At 67.2% G+C, this 15,621-nt stretch carries 15 protein-coding genes; all 15 read left to right on the forward strand.

Annotated elements, in window-relative coordinates; translation table 11 throughout:
- Nucleotides 1–76 precede the first annotated feature (76 nt).
- The 15 genes from E3T37_RS04260 to fusA all read left to right on the forward strand — a co-directional run bounded on the left by E3T37_RS04260 (nt 77) and on the right by fusA (nt 15,556).
- A complete protein-coding gene (locus E3T37_RS04260) occupies nt 77–4,285 on the forward strand; it encodes an FtsK/SpoIIIE domain-containing protein (protein ID WP_241994535.1) in 4,209 nt (1,402 codons plus the stop codon).
- An 8-nt stretch (nt 4,286–4,293) separates the two neighbouring features.
- Entirely contained in the window at nt 4,294–4,623 is a 330-nt protein-coding gene (locus tag E3T37_RS04265; protein ID WP_134365600.1) for a hypothetical protein, read from the forward strand.
- Nucleotides 4,620–5,912, forward strand: a complete 1,293-nt coding sequence (locus E3T37_RS04270) for a hypothetical protein (protein ID WP_134365601.1) — start codon at nt 4,620–4,622, stop codon at nt 5,910–5,912. The genes E3T37_RS04265 and E3T37_RS04270 overlap by 4 nt, the downstream gene beginning before the upstream one ends.
- A 1-nt stretch (nt 5,913) precedes the next feature.
- Entirely contained in the window at nt 5,914–6,453 is a 540-nt protein-coding gene (locus E3T37_RS04275) for a hypothetical protein (RefSeq protein WP_134365602.1), read from the forward strand.
- A complete protein-coding gene (locus E3T37_RS04280) occupies nt 6,450–7,058 on the forward strand; it encodes a hypothetical protein (RefSeq protein WP_134365603.1) in 609 nt (202 codons plus the stop codon). Before E3T37_RS04275 ends, E3T37_RS04280 begins: the two co-directional genes overlap by 4 nt.
- Nucleotides 7,043–7,648, forward strand: coding sequence for a hypothetical protein (locus tag E3T37_RS04285; RefSeq protein WP_134365604.1), 606 nt, complete (start codon nt 7,043–7,045; stop codon nt 7,646–7,648). Before E3T37_RS04280 ends, E3T37_RS04285 begins: the two co-directional genes overlap by 16 nt.
- A gap of 61 nt (nt 7,649–7,709) precedes the next feature.
- Nucleotides 7,710–7,994: a WXG100 family type VII secretion target gene (locus E3T37_RS04290; protein ID WP_241976092.1), complete on the forward strand. Its 285-nt coding sequence runs from the start codon at nt 7,710–7,712 to the stop codon at nt 7,992–7,994.
- A gap of 80 nt (nt 7,995–8,074) precedes the next feature.
- Nucleotides 8,075–8,374, forward strand: coding sequence for a hypothetical protein (locus E3T37_RS04295; RefSeq protein ID WP_134365605.1), 300 nt, complete (start codon nt 8,075–8,077; stop codon nt 8,372–8,374).
- Between the two features lie 2 nt (nt 8,375–8,376).
- On the forward strand, nt 8,377–10,242 hold the full coding sequence (locus tag E3T37_RS04300; protein WP_134365606.1) for a hypothetical protein: 1,866 nt from the start codon (nt 8,377–8,379) through the stop codon (nt 10,240–10,242).
- 118 nt (nt 10,243–10,360) lie between these two features.
- Complete coding sequence (locus tag E3T37_RS04305; RefSeq protein ID WP_134365607.1) at nt 10,361–10,735, forward strand: hypothetical protein; 375 nt, start codon at nt 10,361–10,363, stop codon at nt 10,733–10,735.
- The gene (locus tag E3T37_RS04310; protein ID WP_134365608.1) at nt 10,732–11,442 is read left to right on the forward strand and encodes a hypothetical protein; all 711 of its coding nucleotides are present in this window, start codon (nt 10,732–10,734) and stop codon (nt 11,440–11,442) included. Before E3T37_RS04305 ends, E3T37_RS04310 begins: the two co-directional genes overlap by 4 nt.
- Before the next feature lie 76 nt (nt 11,443–11,518).
- Nucleotides 11,519–12,172, forward strand: a complete 654-nt coding sequence (locus tag E3T37_RS04315) for a spermidine/putrescine ABC transporter substrate-binding protein (protein WP_134365609.1) — start codon at nt 11,519–11,521, stop codon at nt 12,170–12,172.
- 319 nt (nt 12,173–12,491) lie between these two features.
- On the forward strand, nt 12,492–12,866 hold the full coding sequence (gene rpsL / locus E3T37_RS04320; RefSeq protein ID WP_134365610.1) for a 30S ribosomal protein S12: 375 nt from the start codon (nt 12,492–12,494) through the stop codon (nt 12,864–12,866).
- Nucleotides 12,866–13,336: a 30S ribosomal protein S7 gene (rpsG, locus tag E3T37_RS04325; protein WP_066597688.1), complete on the forward strand. Its 471-nt coding sequence runs from the start codon at nt 12,866–12,868 to the stop codon at nt 13,334–13,336. The genes rpsL and rpsG overlap by 1 nt, the downstream gene beginning before the upstream one ends.
- A 105-nt stretch (nt 13,337–13,441) precedes the next feature.
- On the forward strand, nt 13,442–15,556 hold the full coding sequence (gene fusA, locus E3T37_RS04330; RefSeq protein WP_134365611.1) for an elongation factor G: 2,115 nt from the start codon (nt 13,442–13,444) through the stop codon (nt 15,554–15,556).
- Nucleotides 15,557–15,621 lie beyond the last annotated feature (65 nt).

Here is a 15,621-nt window from a genome sequence, read left to right on the forward strand (position 1 = left end):
GCCCGGCGGCGCACGCTCGAGCGCCCGGGCGGCCCGGGGCGCCGGCCGCGGCCCGACCGCGGCCATCCTTCGCGTGATGAGCGGTCCCGACAAGGGTGCCGAGTTCCGTCTGCCGGTCGGCAACAGCACGATCGGCCGCATCCCCGGCAACGACGTCGTGCTCAACGACGAGCTCGTCTCCAAACGCCACGTGCGCGTGGAGGTCGGGCCCGGATCGATCGAGATCGTCGACCTCAACTCGGCCAACGGCATCCTGGTCGACGGCGGCCTCCTCTCCCGGGTGCGGCTGGTCACCGGGCAGTCCATCGTGCTCGGCGACACCGAACTGGCGGCGACGCTGGTGGCCGGCGCTCCCGTCGACCAGTCCGTGCAGGTTCTGGAGCGGGGCGGTTCGCTGCGCTTCAACCGTTCGCCGCAGGTCGAGCAGCGCTACCCGGGCCGGGAATTCCCCGCCCCCGCGATCCCGACCGACATCGAGCCGCAGCCGTTCCCGTGGCTGATGGTCATTTCGCCCGCGATCATGGGCATCGTCATGTTCGCGGTCACCCGCAACCCGCTGACCCTCACCTTCGTGGCGATGATGCCGATGATGGCGGTCGGCAGTCACTTCTCCCGCATCCAGGTCTCCAAGAACAAGCTCGCCACCACGGTGACGGCCTTCGAGACCCAGCTCGAAGACATCGAGACCCGGTTCGAAGAGGAGGAGCCGCTGGAGCGCGCGTCCCGGCTGCGCGAGTCCCCGTCGGTCGCCGAGGTCTACGGGGCCGCGATCGAACTGGGCCCGCTGCTCTGGACCCGCCGGCCCGAGCACTGGAACTTCCTCGACCTGCGCCTGGGCCTCGGCAGTATGCCCAGCCGCAACACGATCAACACCAAGGAGAACACCTCCGGCCTGCCGGTCTACCTGCGCATGGTGGACAAGCTGCAGGCGAAGGTCGCGCGGATCAGCGGTGTCCCCGTCGTCGAGAACCTGTTCCTGTCCGGCGCCCTGGGCGTCTGCGGCCCGGCCACGGATGTCGCCGACACGGTTCGGGCGATCACCGTGCAGTACGCGGGCATGCACTCCCCGGCCGAGGTCACGTTCGCGGCCATCCTGAGCCCCCGGTTCACGACCGAGTTCGAGTGGCTGAAGTGGCTGCCGCACACCTCGTCGCCGCAGAGCCGGCTGGCGGGCGTGCACCTGGCCAACAGCGCGGCGCTCGGCACGGCCATCCTGAACGCCCTCGAGGAACTGATCCAGAGTCGCAACTCCCAAAACGGCGGCGACGGCACCTCGCGCGGCTCGCACGAGGAGGGTGAGGCCGCGTCCCAGCGCGGCACCCACGTCGGCCAGAGAACTCCCGAGTCCTCGTCGGCCACCGACGGCGCCGCCCTCGTGGTTCTGATCGACAACGACGCCCCGGTGGACCGGGCCCGGCTCGCGCAGATGCTCGAAGACGCCGCGGATGCTCGCATCTACCCGATCTGGATGGCCCCGAACGTCGAGGCGCTCCCCGCCGCCTGCCGCACCTTCGTCAACGTGGAGAACGGCCTCGCCCACGCCGAGGTCGGCTTCGTACGGCTGGGGATGACGGTTCCCGATGTGACCATCGAGGGGGTGTCCGTCGAGTACGCGCGCATCCTGGCCCGGCGCCTGGCCCCGATCATCGACGCCGGCGCCGTCATCGCCGACGCCAGCGACCTGCCGCGCAGCGTGTCCATGGTGACGCTGATGGGGGAGGAGCTGGCCTCCGAACCCGGCACCGCGATCGAACGCTGGACCCAGAACAGCTCGATCAGCGACCGCTCCGGCGCCGCCCCGGTCCCGCGCAAACGAACCGGCACGCTGCGGGCGATCGTGGGGCAGTCCGCCCTCGACGCCATGCACCTCGACCTGCGCACCCAGGGCCCGCACGCTTTGGTCGGCGGCACCACGGGGTCGGGCAAGTCGGAGTTCCTGCAGGCCTGGGTGCTCGGCATGGCCGCCGAATACAGCCCGGACCGGGTGACCTTCCTGTTCGTGGACTACAAGGGCGGCTCAGCATTCGCGGAATGCACCCGGCTGCCGCACTGCGTCGGCCTGGTCACCGACCTCAGCCCGCACCTGGTGCGTCGCGCGCTGACGAGCCTGCGCGCCGAACTCCACTACCGGGAACACCTGTTCAACCGCAAGAAGGCCAAAGACCTGCTGGAGCTCGAGAAGCGCGGCGACCCGGACTGCCCGCCGGCCCTGGTCCTGGTCATCGACGAGTTCGCCGCGCTCGCCGGCGAAGTGCCCGAGTTCGTCGACGGAGTTGTGGACATCGCCCAGCGCGGCCGGTCCCTCGGCATCCACCTGATCATGGCCACCCAGCGGCCGGCCGGCGTCATCAAGGACAACCTGCGGGCCAACACGAACCTGCGCGTCGCCCTGCGGATGGCCGACGAGTCCGACTCGAAGGATGTCGTCGGCGACCCTATCGCCGGAACCTTCGACCCATCGATCCCCGGCCGGGCCATCGCCAAGACCGGTCCGGGGCGGCTGATCCCGTTCCAGTCCGGCTACGCGGGCGGCTGGACCACGGATGAACCCGACGTGGTCAGCGTGAAGGTCGGCGAGCTCCGGTTCGGCTCGCAGACGCCCTGGGAGGCGCCCGCCCACGAGTCGAACGAGCCGCGCGACCTCGGCCCCAACGACCAGGTGCGGATCGTGAGCAACCTCATCACCGCCGCGGCGCGCGCGGGTATCCCCGCCCCGCGCCGGCCGTGGCTGGACGACCTGCTCCCGGCCTACGACCTGCTCGCCCTGCGGCAGGGGCGGGACTCCATGATCGTGATGGGGGTCAGCGACATCCCCGAGAAGCAGCTGCAGGAGCCGGCCTTCTTCCGGCCGGACAAAGACGGCCACATGGCCATCTACGGAACCGGCGGAACGGGCAAGTCCGCCCTCCTCCGCACGCTGGCCATCTCCGCGGGCGCCAGCCCCGGCAGCGGCGCCGTGAACGTCTACGGGATCGACTTCGGAACCGGCAGCCTCCGCGGCGTCGAGGTCCTGCCCCACGTCGGTTCGATCGTCTCGGGCGACGACCACGAGCGGGTGGGCCGGCTCCTGCTGATGCTCCGGGCCGAACTCGACGCCCGGGCCCTGCGGTTCTCCGAGGTCAACGCCGCCAGCATCGGCGAGTACCGCGAGCTGGCCAAGGCCCCGGGGGAGGCGCGCATCCTGTTCCTGCTCGACGGCTTCGGCACGTTCCGCCAGGAATACGAGACCAGCCTCGCCCGCGGACCGCTCTACAACACCTTCATGCGCATCCTGGGCGAAGGGCGGCCGCTGGGCATCCACGTGGTCATCACGGCCGACCGGTACGGAAGCGTGCCGACCGCGGTCAACGCCAACATCCAGCGCCGGGTGGTGCTCCGCCTGCCCGACGAGTCCTCCTATCAGGTGCTGGATGTGCCCAAGGACGTCCTGAGCGAGCAGTCACCTCCCGGCCGGGCCATCGTCGATGGCTACGAAACCCAGCTGGCGATCATCGGGGGCACGCCGAACGTGGCGGCGCAGACGACGAGCACACAGGCGCTCGCCGCCCGGCTCCGCGCCGCCGGTGTGGCCGAGGCCCCGGTCGTGGGGGCGCTCCCGAAGGAGGTCTCCCTCCGCGAGCTGCCGGCATCCGTCAACGACCTGCCGGTGATCGGCATCTCGGACACGGCGCTGCAGCCGATGGGGTTCGAGCCGATGGGCACCATCGTCATCGGCGGGCCGCCCGTGAGCGGCAAGACCAACACCATCCGGGCCCTGGTGCGAACGATCGCGGCGTGGGACCCGGACGCGAAGTTCTTCCACATCGGCGGGCGTCGGTCGCAACTCGCGACGGACTACCCCTGGATGCGGAGCGCGGTCAAGGTCGACGACGCGGTCGCGCTGGTGAAGGAGCTGATCGAGGCCGTCACCGACGAGGGGGTCACCGACCGGCTGGTCATCGTGATCGAGAACGTGACCCAGTTCGCGGCCTCGCCGTTGGAGAAACCCCTGGTGGAGCTTGCGCAGAAGGTGAACCGCAGCGACCACACGCTCATCACCGACGTCGACATCGCGAACCTCGGCAGCAGCTTCGGTCTCGTCGGCGAGATGAAGGCCGCCCGCAAGGGGATCATCCTGAAACCGGACACGCACGACGGCGAGAGCGTCTTCAAGGTGCCGTTCCCCCGCGTCGCGCGGCACGAGTTCCCCGAGGGCCGCGGCCTCTACGTGCAGAACGGTTCCGTCTACCGCGTTCAGATTCCACTGGTGGCCGATAGCCTCAACGCAGACCGACGAAAGGGCTGATCAAGTCAATGGCACAGATCTGGCTGAACATGCAGGACCTCGCTGAGGTCTCCTCCGGGCTCAAGACGACGATCGACGAGTTCAAGGCCGCCGCCAAGAGCAACGACGATGGCGCGGGCGCGGTCGCGCACCCCGACGACCGCTCGGAACTCTTCGACGTCGTGCACGAGTTCGAGGCCGAGTGGGCGGCCAAGCGGGACAAGCTCAAGGGCGGCCTGGAGGACCTTCAGGAGCGTCTGGACGGCGTCATCGCCGGCTGGACCGCATTCGACCGGGAGGCGGCCAAGAGCATGGGGCACGCCGGCCACGACAACCAGCCCGTCGGAGGGATGAAATGACCCTCACGTCGCCCAGAGGCCACATCCTCCGGATCCTGGAGGGGTCGGCATCCGACGTCGACAGCCGCGGACGCAACCTGGTCGCCCTCGGCGACACCATGGACAGCACCGCCAGGGCGCTGCGGGAGATCAGCGAGGGCACCACCCAGATCGCCGAATCCGTGGACAAGGTGCGCAAGGTGGCCGGGGAGATCAACGGGGATCTGTCCAAGGCGGCAGTGCGCTACCGGATGACGGGGGAGACTCTCAAAGGCTACGCGGCGGCTCTGAAGGCGGCGCAGGACACGATCCACCCCCTGATCGACGACATCGAGACGGCGCACAGTGTGGCCGAGGACCGTCGTGACACGGCGGATTCCGCCTCGAGGGCGCTGAGCGGCCTCGACACCACCTGGCTGTGGGAGACCGAGCCGACACCGCAGGATCGGGCGCAGGCGGTGTCGGCCGATGACGCCGCCGCGAGTTCCGCGCGCAGCGCGGACAACAACCTCGACGGGCTCTGGGACACCTTCGAGAGCGCGTTCAGCGTGTGGGCGGAAGCCTACGACGATGCGGTCGGCGGAATCGACACGGCGATGGACACCGCGGGCAACAACGACACCTGGGTCGAGGACCTGACCAAATTCCTCGACACGATCAGCTCGGTGCTGCTCGTGCTCGCCGTCGTCGCCCTGTTCCTGACCGGGCCCATCGCCCTGTTCGTGATGGCCCTGGTCGTGGTGTTATCCGTCGTGTCCCTGATCGGACACGTGACTCTGGCGGCCACGGGCAACGGCTCCTGGGTCGACGTGGGCCTCGATGTCTTCGGGCTGGTCACCTTCGGAATCGGCGCTGCGGGAGCGAAATCGGTTTCAGCCGTCCTGCGCGGCCCGGAAATGAGGGCCGTCTTCGCCGGGGGACGGGATTCCGTCCAGGTGGGTCTGCGCGCTGCAATGCCGACGAGCAATTGGCGCCTGGTGAATCGCTTCCGGGACGTGCAGGCCTTCGCCGGCTCCCGCTTGCAGACCATTCCGCCGTTCTTCAACAATCCGTGGAACACCCTCCGCGGCGGCAGCGCGAACGTGGGACAGTACATGGGCTTCCGCAACAATATCGACGAGACGTTCGGCCATCTCCCCGAGGTTGCGGAGTGGGTCAGGGGCGCGGGTCGCGAAGGGGTGCCCGTTCTCAGGGAACAGGTGAAGAACGTGGCCCTGTCCGGCGGCGGCACCCTCGTAGCCGCCTACGACAAGATCGCCGGCACATTCGACCAGGGCTACATCTCGTTCAAGAACAGCGTGGTCTCCTGACATGGGCCGACCATCAGGACGCACCTCTCCGCAGGCATCCGCGGCCAGGCCGAAACTCGACAAGGCGCGTGGCGGGTTCATGGCCGGGTCGCTGCTGATGGCCGCGTTCCTGCTGCTGACGGTGCTGAACGGGCTCCTCGCCGGCGGCCACATGGGGCCCGGGGACGGGGAGCGACTGTACCGGGGCGCCATCGAATGGCCGTGGATTCCACTGCCTGCCTGGCTGGTGATCGCCGTCGCCCTCATCGCCCCGGTCTCGGTTGCGATGATGCTGCGCCACTTCACCAGAGACGACCGCCCCCTGCTCGTCTACCTCGTCATGATGACCCTGGTCATCTACGTGATGCTCCCCCTCCTGTACAGCACCATGTACCGTGACCCGACGGGCCTCCCGGTCGGCGTCGACTCCTATGGGGGTTTCGGCTGGCATTGGATCGGCTCGGTGTTTCAGGTGGTGACGCTGTCGATGATCCTGATCCGGGCACTCCTGTTGACGCTGCAGAAGCCGCGCGCGCTCGAGCCGGCGGAGGTGTCGCTGTGAGCCTCGCCAGCGAGCTCAAGGGCTCCCGTGCCGCCGCCGAGCTCACGTACACGCTCGTCTTCCCGCCCGGATGGGCCGAGTACGGCATCGACCGCGAAGCCGAGGCCCAGCTTGTCCAGAACGCCCGGGACCTCTACCGCGACGGCGGACGGCCGGACATCGCGCTGGACGTTCGCACGCGCATCCACGTGTATTTCGCCCGGGTCCGCAAAATCGGTGCGACGGCCATGTACCTCCCGATCAAACGCGTCGACGACATCGTTCTGCCGGTCTCCATCGTGGCGGTCCCGTTCAGAGCGGCGCCGGGAACCACCCTCGTCTCGGCGGTCGACCGTCTCGCCGGCGGCCGGGCCGAAGCGGTGCAGCTGCCGCAGGGTCCCGCCTGGCGCTGGCAGGAGGAACGAAACCGGGTCGACGGCGAGGAGGGTCTCTCGTCATTACTGATCCACTACCTCGTTCCGGCACCGGGGGAGCGGCCCGGCACGGGCCTCGTGCTCTCCTACGCGATCCTCCATCTCACCGGCGACGAAGGCGACGAGTTCGTGACCGTCCTCGCCGGGCTCTTCGACGCGATAGCAGGGACATTCCGGTGGAAACAGAACTAGCGGGCTACCTCGTCGGGTACGACACCGACGTCTGGATCGACGTTCCCCTGCACTTCCCGGAACAGGACTGGGCGACCCGTGACGACTGGGCCAGGGACGTGGCCGAGCGCACGGGCCGAGAAATGCCCGAACCCGAGACCACCATCGGCCGGTTCTACGAGACGGCCAGGGAGATCGCCGCTTTCAGCGTGCCGGATGCCGCCAAACGGTTCTGGTACTTCCCGGTCGCCGGCTCCTTCCTCTCGGTCGCGCATCTGTACACCGCGTCGCGAGCCGAGCTCGGCGAGGCGAGCCTGGAAGACTGCGCCGGTTCCGCCGAGTCTTCGCTGACCGTCCCCGTCGTCGCCGAGATCGAGTCGGACGGATTCGGCCGGCTGGTGCGTGTGCTCTCCACGACGTCGCTGGAACAGGAAGACGGCTCCAACCGCGTCGTCGGCTGCGCCCGGCTGGTCGGCGAAGCGGCGGGACACGTCTTCCTGCTCGAGGTCATCGATGACAACCTCGGCCGGATCGCCCTGATGCTGGACGGCCTGAAGGCGCTGATGGAAGCCATCCGGATTGTTCCGGCAGAAGAGTCCCAGACCAGATAGCGTTACAGCAGTACTCGATCACTCCTATGGGGGAGTGGGGAACCGATCGAAAGGCTTATCAATGACATTCCACGCCAGCTATGACGCCATGGAGCAGACCGCCGGAGTTCTCGAAAGCGGCGCTGAAGACATCAAGGGCCAGCTGCACTCGCTGCTCGGCAAGGTCGAAGAACTGCTCGGCGAGGGCTTCAAGACCGACCTCGCGTCCGGCAAGTTCGGCGAGGGCTACAACGAACTCAACAACGGTGTGAACACGGCCGTCGCCGGCATCACCGACATGGCCAACGCGCTGCGCTCCATGTCGCAGAAGACCCGCGAGCACGACGCTTCCATGGCCGGAAGCTAGTCACACTCGTCTGAACGAGTAGTTCGAGGGCGGTTTCGCGAGAAGCCGCCCTCGTCACGCACAATCTGGGGGGAATGCGGATGTCGGACGGTGTGCACCTTGACCTGTCGCTGATTTCTGCCGCCGCGTCCAACGCGACCGGCGTCAAGACATCGTTCGCCGAGTCCGCGGACAGCTCGGGTCGCGCCGCGGACGCCTGCGGCCATGTCGGACTGGCCGAGGCCGTGCAGGACTTCGCCGACACCTGGGACGACCGGCGGGCCGGCTACGTCGAGAACCTCGGCCGGCTCGCGAAATCGCTGACGGACATCCACACCTCGTTCCGGGAACTCGACCAGAAACTCTCCGGCTCCACCGAACCCGCACCGATGCAGGCCTGAGCGTGCAGCGACTCGCGGGTGACCCGGCGGTGGTGCTCGAAACCGGTCTGCGCTACGCGGACACGGCGACGGCCATCCGAGCGGCCGTGCGCCAGCTCACGGCGATCGCCAACCCGGATGCCATGCACGGCCTGGCCATCGCCCGGGTGCGTTCAGACGCCGCCGCGCTGGCCGCGGATATCTCCCAGGCCGAGTCCCGCTACAGCGAGACCGGCGACGCCCTCGTCGCGTACGCCGCAGCCCTCGAGGCGGCGCAGGACGACGCCGATCAGGCGATCGCCGAATTCGAGGCCGCCGCCGACGACCTGAACGACGCGGAACGCGTGCAGAGCAGGCTCCGGGTGACCCAGCTCGCCGAAACACTCGCGGACGCGCTGATCGTGACGGCACCGCCGCCGCCACGCACGACTACGGCGGACCTCGCCCGGGTCACCGGTTCGATCTCCGGCCTCTCCGACCGGAAGGATGCCGCCGAGCGCCGCTACCACCAGGCGTGCGAGGACCGCGACCGGGCGGCCGTGAACGCCCGCAACCGCATCGTCGACGTCGTCGCCGGCAGCGACCTCAACGACTCCATCTGGGACGACATCAGCGGGTTCCTCACCGCGGTCGCCGACTTCATCGGCCAGGCCATCGACGTCATCGTCTCGGTGCTCGCCGCCATCGTGCTCGCCGTCCTGGCGCTGGTCGCCGCGGTGATCCTGCTCATCGCCGCGGTCGTCGCATTCGGCCTCGCCGTACTCGCGCTCGTTGCCGCCGCCGCCATCGCGCTGGCCGTGATCGCGGTCGCCCTCGCGCTGGCGGTGGCGGTCGCCGTCGTCCTGGTCCTGGCCGCGGCGATCGTCGCGGCCACCGCAATCGCGCTCGCCCTCGCGGTGATCGTCGCGGCAGCCGTCGTGCTGACCGTGGTGCTGGCCCATCTGGCCATTTTCCTGGCCGCTACCGTCTACCTGGCCACCGCCTTGATCCTGCAGGGTGGCGATCCGCTGGACTCGCTCGTGCAGTCGGCCATCGTCGCGCTGATGGCGACGGTTCCCGTGGCCTGGTTGCTCGTCGGCGCCGCCGGCTGGGGGGAACGAGCCGAGCCGAAGCGCGTCGCCCACCGAGACGCGAAGCTCGTGGCCCACGCCAGCTTCGAGACCATGTTCCAGGACCTGATGGACATCGATGACGCAGGGCACACGAACGACGAGAAGGACACCAACCAGGAATCCGTCGTCAGAATCACCACCATCACGGGCCCGAACGGTGAACTGATCTACAAGATCGCCGTGCCCAGCACGCAGCAGTGGCTACCGGGCGGCACCAGCGCCAACGACGGCGCGAGCGACGCCGCCGCCAAGATGGTCCTCGGGCAGCGCACGCAACTCGAGAAAGCGGTAATGGACGCGATGAAGCAGCAGGAGATCCCCGACGGCGCACACGTCATGCTCACCGGTTGGAGCCTCGGCGGGATCACGGCCGGCAACCTGGCCGCCGACCCCGTGTTCAGCCGCACCTACAAGGTCGACGCCCTGGTGACCGCCGGCGCCTCGCTCGACGACATGCCGATCCCGCTGCACACGAAGGTACTCGATGTGAGCCACCTGACCGATCCGGTCCCGCGCACCGAGAACCCCTTTCTGGCCGACCACAGCAACGACGGTAACCGGTACAAGATCGATGTTCCCGCCCCGGGCGGGGCCGGCGAAGACCTGGGACACAACCCAGAAAAATATCAGGAGACGTTCAGAACTCATGTCGACAAGGGAACCGGGGGTGCCGTCCTCGATTTCAAGGCGGCCGGCGGCTCAGACAGCAGTGTGGGCATCGCCGATTACTTCGGCGACGCGGTCGACGGCGACGACTATTCCTACACACGTGGCTGAGCGGGCGAGATGGCGTCGCTTGACTGTGCTCGCGGCGGCCGTCTCCGTCACCCTGGCCCTCGCTGCCTGTGCCCCCCAGCCTTCCCCATCGTCACAATCCGCGCCACCGGAGGCAAACATGAACACGGAGCAGGTCACCGAATCGCTGAAAGCCATTGACGGGGTTGAAGACGCCACGGTTACGGTTGCGTTGAACGGATTTCCGGGCAACTACCGGTCGACGACGAGGCTCACAGTCACCGCCGAGGGCGACGCGGCCCTGGGCGAGGTCCTCCGCCAGACGGCATCCGTCATCTGGGCTGAATACGGCACACAATTACCCCAGTACCGTTTCGCCGTCGAGGCTCCCTGGCCCGGCGGTCCCCAACCCCTCCAGCTGGTAGTCCTCAGGGACCGCCAGGCGGAGTTCGGTTTCACCCAGGGGAAGTACCTCGGCACCCACCTCATCCTCACCAGGGAGGAGCTGGCCGCGATGTTCGGCGCTGCGGAATGAGTGCGAGCCCGCAGCATCCGTCGCTCCAATTCGAGCTCCCGGGTGCCTGGTGGCGAATCCCGGTCGACTCGATTGACTCGGCCGCCGCGTCCGTCAAGAAACTCGTCGCGCACCAGTTCGGACGCAACTCCAGCGAGGCGACGTTTCGCGCGCAGCAGCGCAAAGCCATGACGGCAGCGGTGACGCACGCGATCGAGGGCGGGGCGACCGAGTTCCACGTGTCCCTCAAGCTCGACAAGCGGATCACCTTCGCGTCCACGCTGACCGTCTACCGGCCGGCGCTCACCTTCCCCGGCCAGAGCACCGAGCCGCCCGTCATCATGGATGCCCTGGCGCTGGGCCTGGTACGCGGCGACGGGTCTGACCGGGAGGACGGCGCGGATCACTGGGCCGTCCTCGAGGGCGAGGGCGCGATCCTGTTCGAGAAGGGCCGGTCGTACGTGCTGCGGCGCACCAGCGATCACGAGCAGCCGGGCCGCGGTCCCGACGCCGAGTCCTATACCGCCATCAAGGCCGACTACTGGATCACGGTGCCGGGCGCGAGCGCCGTGCTCCTGGTGACCTTCTCGTCGCCCCTCGGCGAGCTCGGCCCCCTGCTGGTGGAGCTCTACGATGCGATCATCGACTCCGCGGTCTGGACCGGGCTGCCGGAGGCTCCCGCCGCCGGGAACCTGGCCGACGAACTCCGCACGAAGGCCCGCCCCTGAGCGTTCCCGGGGCGCTGACGGATGCCCCCAAAACTGGTCAGCCGTTCGGCGAGGCAATCGAGTACCCTTAATACTCATGGACGGTTCCATCGAGTCACGCGTGGACCACGAGGTCGACGACTGGCTGAATTGGCTGCCCCGCTGGCGCCCGGGCACACACCGAGGTCGCGCCCGCCTCTGCCGCACCTGCTTCGGGTCGCCCATCATCGGTGCCGCCGGCCTCACCACGGATGTCCCGCACGCCGTGCAGCACGCGCTGTCCATGCGCATCAAGCGCGTGATCGACGCGGACGTCGACGAGTACACCGAGGCGCACCTGCCGCTGCTCCGCCGCGAGATCCACCTCAACGAGCAACGCAAGGCCGCCGCGAGCTACCAGCCGACCGAAGGCCTGGACCCTGCCTACACGGGGCTCGACCTGGATCCGCCCGCCACGCCCGACGCCCCCTACCTCTTCACCTTCGCCGACCTCGCCCGGCCCGAAGAGCCCTCGGCCGCGCCCGTCGCCCCACCGCCGCTGAGCGTCGAGGAGAAGGCCGCCATCCGTGCCGAACTCAAACTCGCCGACGAGCACGCGGCCCTGGTCGGCCGAAAGGTTTGCGCGGAGCTGTCCCGGCACCAGGCACGGATGCGCCGGGCAGTCTCCGACTTCGTCGAACCCTGGGTGCTGGCCCTGCTGGCAGACCTCGACACCGCCCTCGATTCACCGCTCTGGCCGCGCGGCATCTGAACAACACCTGAACGAACCCCCCCGGACGTGGTAATCCATTTGACCGGGCTGCCACCGTCAAGTTAGTATTTCGGGGTGTGCGCTTTGTCGTGCGCTTGAGTTATGCCACCGCGATTTTGTCGTGCTGCACCTTAGGCGCCGCGACCGGGCACTCACTCAGGGTTTGTTCTCCGAGCAGCCCCCACGGCATACCCACCTGAACAAGCGGACTCGTCTGCGTGCCTCGGTGGGTCCAGATGAACTCGATCCAGGCGGCAACGTGCAGGGTCGAATGCTAATCACAAAGCTGTCACCGTGCAGCAATAACGAGGAGTAATTAGTGCCCACCATTCAGCAGTTGGTCAGAAAGGGACGCAGCCCCAAGGTCACCAAGACCAAGGCTCCCGCCCTGAAGTCCAACCCCCAGCAGCGCGGCGTTTGCACCCGCGTCTACACGACGACCCCGAAGAAGCCGAACTCGGCTCTCCGCAAGGTCGCCCGCGTCAAGCTGTCGAACGGTACCGAGATCACCGCCTACATCCCCGGCGAGGGTCACAACCTGCAGGAGCACTCGATGGTGCTCGTCCGCGGCGGTCGCGTTAAGGACCTTCCCGGTGTTCGATACAAGATCGTTCGTGGCGCACTGGACACCCAGGCCGTCAAGAACCGCAAGCAGGCTCGTAGCCGCTACGGCGCCAAGATGGAGAAGAAGTAATGCCTCGTAAAGGCCCAGCGCCCAAGCGTCCCGTTATCGCTGACCCGGTATACGGCGCCCCCATCGTCTCCCAGCTCGTCAACAAGATCCTCCTCGACGGCAAAAAGGGCCTCGCCGAGCGCATCGTTTACGATGCACTCGAAGGCGTCGTTGCCAAGAATGGTGCGGATGCTGTCGTCACGCTGAAGAAGGCACTCGACAACGTTCGTCCCACCCTTGAGGTGCGTTCGCGCCGCGTGGGTGGTTCCACCTACCAGGTGCCCGTCGAAGTCAAGCCGCACCGCGCCAACACCCTGGCCCTCCGATGGTTGACCAGCTACGCCAAGGCTCGTCGCGAGAAGACCATGACCGAGCGTCTCACCAACGAAATCCTCGATGCATCCAACGGCCTCGGTGCCGCTGTGAAGCGCCGCGAGGACACGCACAAGATGGCCGAGGCGAACAAGGCCTTCGCTCACTACCGCTGGTAGTCGCGTTCCGGAGTCCGGGCTTGTCGGGATCAGATCTCGACGGGCCCGGATACCGGATGCCCTGTTTCGCACCACGCACCATAAGCAAACTTCCGGAGGACCCCCGTGGCACTTGACGTGCTCACCGACCTGAGTAAGGTCCGCAACATCGGCATCATGGCTCACATTGATGCTGGCAAGACCACCGTCACTGAGCGCATCCTGTACTACACGGGTGTCAATCACAAGATCGGCGAGACGCACGACGGCGCCTCGACCATGGACTGGATGGCGCAGGAGCAGGAACGTGGCATCACCATCACGTCTGCCGCGACGACCTGTTTCTGGGCTGAAAACCAGATCAACATCATCGACACCCCCGGCCACGTCGACTTCACCGTTGAGGTGGAGCGTTCGCTCCGCGTCCTCGACGGCGCCGTCGCAGTGTTCGACGGCAAGGAGGGCGTTGAGCCCCAGTCCGAGACCGTCTGGCGTCAGGCCGACAAGTACGACGTGCCCCGCATCTGCTTCGTCAACAAGATGGACAAGCTCGGCGCCGACTTCTTCTACACCGTCGACACGATCGTCAAGCGCCTCGGCGCGAAGCCGCTCGTCCTCCAGCTGCCGATCGGCGCCGAGAACACCTTCGAAGGTGTTGTCGACCTCGTCGAGATGCGTGCACTGACCTGGCGCGGCGACTCCAAGGGTGACGTCGAGATGGGCTCCAAGTACGCTATCGAAGAGATCCCGGCCGACCTCGTCGACCAGGCTGCGGTCTACCGCAAGCTGCTCCTCGAGACCGTTGCCGAGACCGACGACGACCTGATGGAGAAGTACTTCTCCGGCGAGGAACTCACGGTCTCCGAGATCAAGCACGCGATCCGCAAGCTCACCGTCTCCAGCGAGATCTACCCGGTCCTCTGTGGCTCGGCGTTCAAGAACCGCGGCGTTCAGCCGATGCTCGACGCCGTCATCGACTACCTCCCCACCCCGCTCGACGTGCCGGCCATCGAGGCCCACGACCCGCGCGATGAGGAAAAGGTCATCATGCGCCACCCGGATGCGACGGAGCCGTTCACGGCCCTCGCGTTCAAGGTTGCCGTTCACCCGTTCTTCGGTCGTCTGACCTATGTGCGCGTGTACTCCGGTCACCTTGACTCCGGTGCCCAGGTCATCAACTCGACCAAGGGCAAGAAGGAGCGCATCGGCAAGATCTTCCAGATGCACGCCAACAAGGAGAACCCTGTGGCCTTCGTGACCGCCGGTCACATCTACGCGGTCATCGGCCTCAAGGACACGACCACGGGTGACACCCTGTGCGACCCGAACGCGCAGGTCGTGCTCGAGTCGATGACGTTCCCTGACCCGGTCATCGAGGTTGCGATCGAGCCGAAGACCAAGCAGGACCAGGAAAAGCTGGGTCTCGCGATCCAGAAGCTGGCCGAAGAAGACCCGACCTTCCGCACCGAGCAGAACCAGGAAACTGGTCAGACGGTCATCAAGGGAATGGGCGAGCTCCACCTGGACATCCTCGTCGACCGGATGCGGCGTGAATTCAACGTCGAAGCCAACGTCGGCAAGCCCCAGGTCGCCTACCGCGAGACGATCCGTCGCGCGGTCGAGCGTCACGACTACACGCACAAGAAGCAGACCGGTGGATCCGGGCAGTTCGCGAAGATTCAGATCGCGATCGAGCCGCTCGAGATCACTGCCGATAAGAGCTACGAGTTCGTCAACAAGGTCACGGGTGGCCGCATCCCCCGGGAGTACATTCCCTCGGTGGACGCAGGAATCCAGGATGCGCTGCACGTTGGCGTCCTGGCCGGCTACCCGATGGTGGGCGTCAAGGCAAGCCTGCTTGACGGCGCCGCGCACGACGTCGACTCCTCGGAGATGGCGTTCAAGATCGCCGGCTCGATGGGCTTCAAGGAAGCCGTTCGTAAGGCTGATCCCGTTCTGCTCGAGCCGCTGATGGCCGTCGAGGTACGTACGCCCGAGGAATACATGGGCGACGTCATCGGCGACCTGAACTCGCGTCGTGGACAGATCCAGACCATGGAGGACGCTCAGGGCGTGAAGGTAATTCGCGCCAACGTGCCGCTGTCGGAGATGTTCGGATACATCGGTGACCTGAGGTCGAAGACCTCTGGCCGCGCCGTGTACTCGATGACCTTCGAGAGCTATGCGGAGGTCCCCCGGGCTGTGGCCGAAGAGATCATTCAGAAGAACAAGGGCGAATAGCCCGGGGCCTTCGGGCCTTTCAGGGCCCCATGGCCCGAATCGCTTCGGCCTCCCGGCCCGAGTAA

The sequence above is a fragment of the Cryobacterium sp. TMT2-10 genome (assembly GCF_004403075.1).
Taxonomy (GTDB): Bacteria; Actinomycetota; Actinomycetes; order Actinomycetales; family Microbacteriaceae; genus Cryobacterium; species Cryobacterium shii.

What these genes read in the sequence shown, in the direction of transcription:
- E3T37_RS04260 (WP_241994535.1), top strand. Translation starts at nt 77, where the DNA reads ATGAGCGGTCCCGACAAGGGTGCCGAGTTCCGTCTGCCGGTCGGCAAC.
- E3T37_RS04265 (WP_134365600.1), top strand. Translation starts at nt 4,294, where the DNA reads ATGGCACAGATCTGGCTGAACATGCAGGACCTCGCTGAGGTCTCCTCC.
- E3T37_RS04270 (WP_134365601.1), top strand. Translation starts at nt 4,620, where the DNA reads ATGACCCTCACGTCGCCCAGAGGCCACATCCTCCGGATCCTGGAGGGG.
- E3T37_RS04275 (WP_134365602.1), top strand. Translation starts at nt 5,914, where the DNA reads ATGGGCCGACCATCAGGACGCACCTCTCCGCAGGCATCCGCGGCCAGG.
- E3T37_RS04290 (WP_241976092.1), top strand. Translation starts at nt 7,710, where the DNA reads ATGACATTCCACGCCAGCTATGACGCCATGGAGCAGACCGCCGGAGTT.
- E3T37_RS04295 (WP_134365605.1), top strand. Translation starts at nt 8,075, where the DNA reads ATGTCGGACGGTGTGCACCTTGACCTGTCGCTGATTTCTGCCGCCGCG.
- E3T37_RS04305 (WP_134365607.1), top strand. Translation starts at nt 10,361, where the DNA reads ATGAACACGGAGCAGGTCACCGAATCGCTGAAAGCCATTGACGGGGTT.
- E3T37_RS04310 (WP_134365608.1), top strand. Translation starts at nt 10,732, where the DNA reads ATGAGTGCGAGCCCGCAGCATCCGTCGCTCCAATTCGAGCTCCCGGGT.
- E3T37_RS04315 (WP_134365609.1), top strand. Translation starts at nt 11,519, where the DNA reads ATGGACGGTTCCATCGAGTCACGCGTGGACCACGAGGTCGACGACTGG.
- rpsG (WP_066597688.1), top strand. Translation starts at nt 12,866, where the DNA reads ATGCCTCGTAAAGGCCCAGCGCCCAAGCGTCCCGTTATCGCTGACCCG.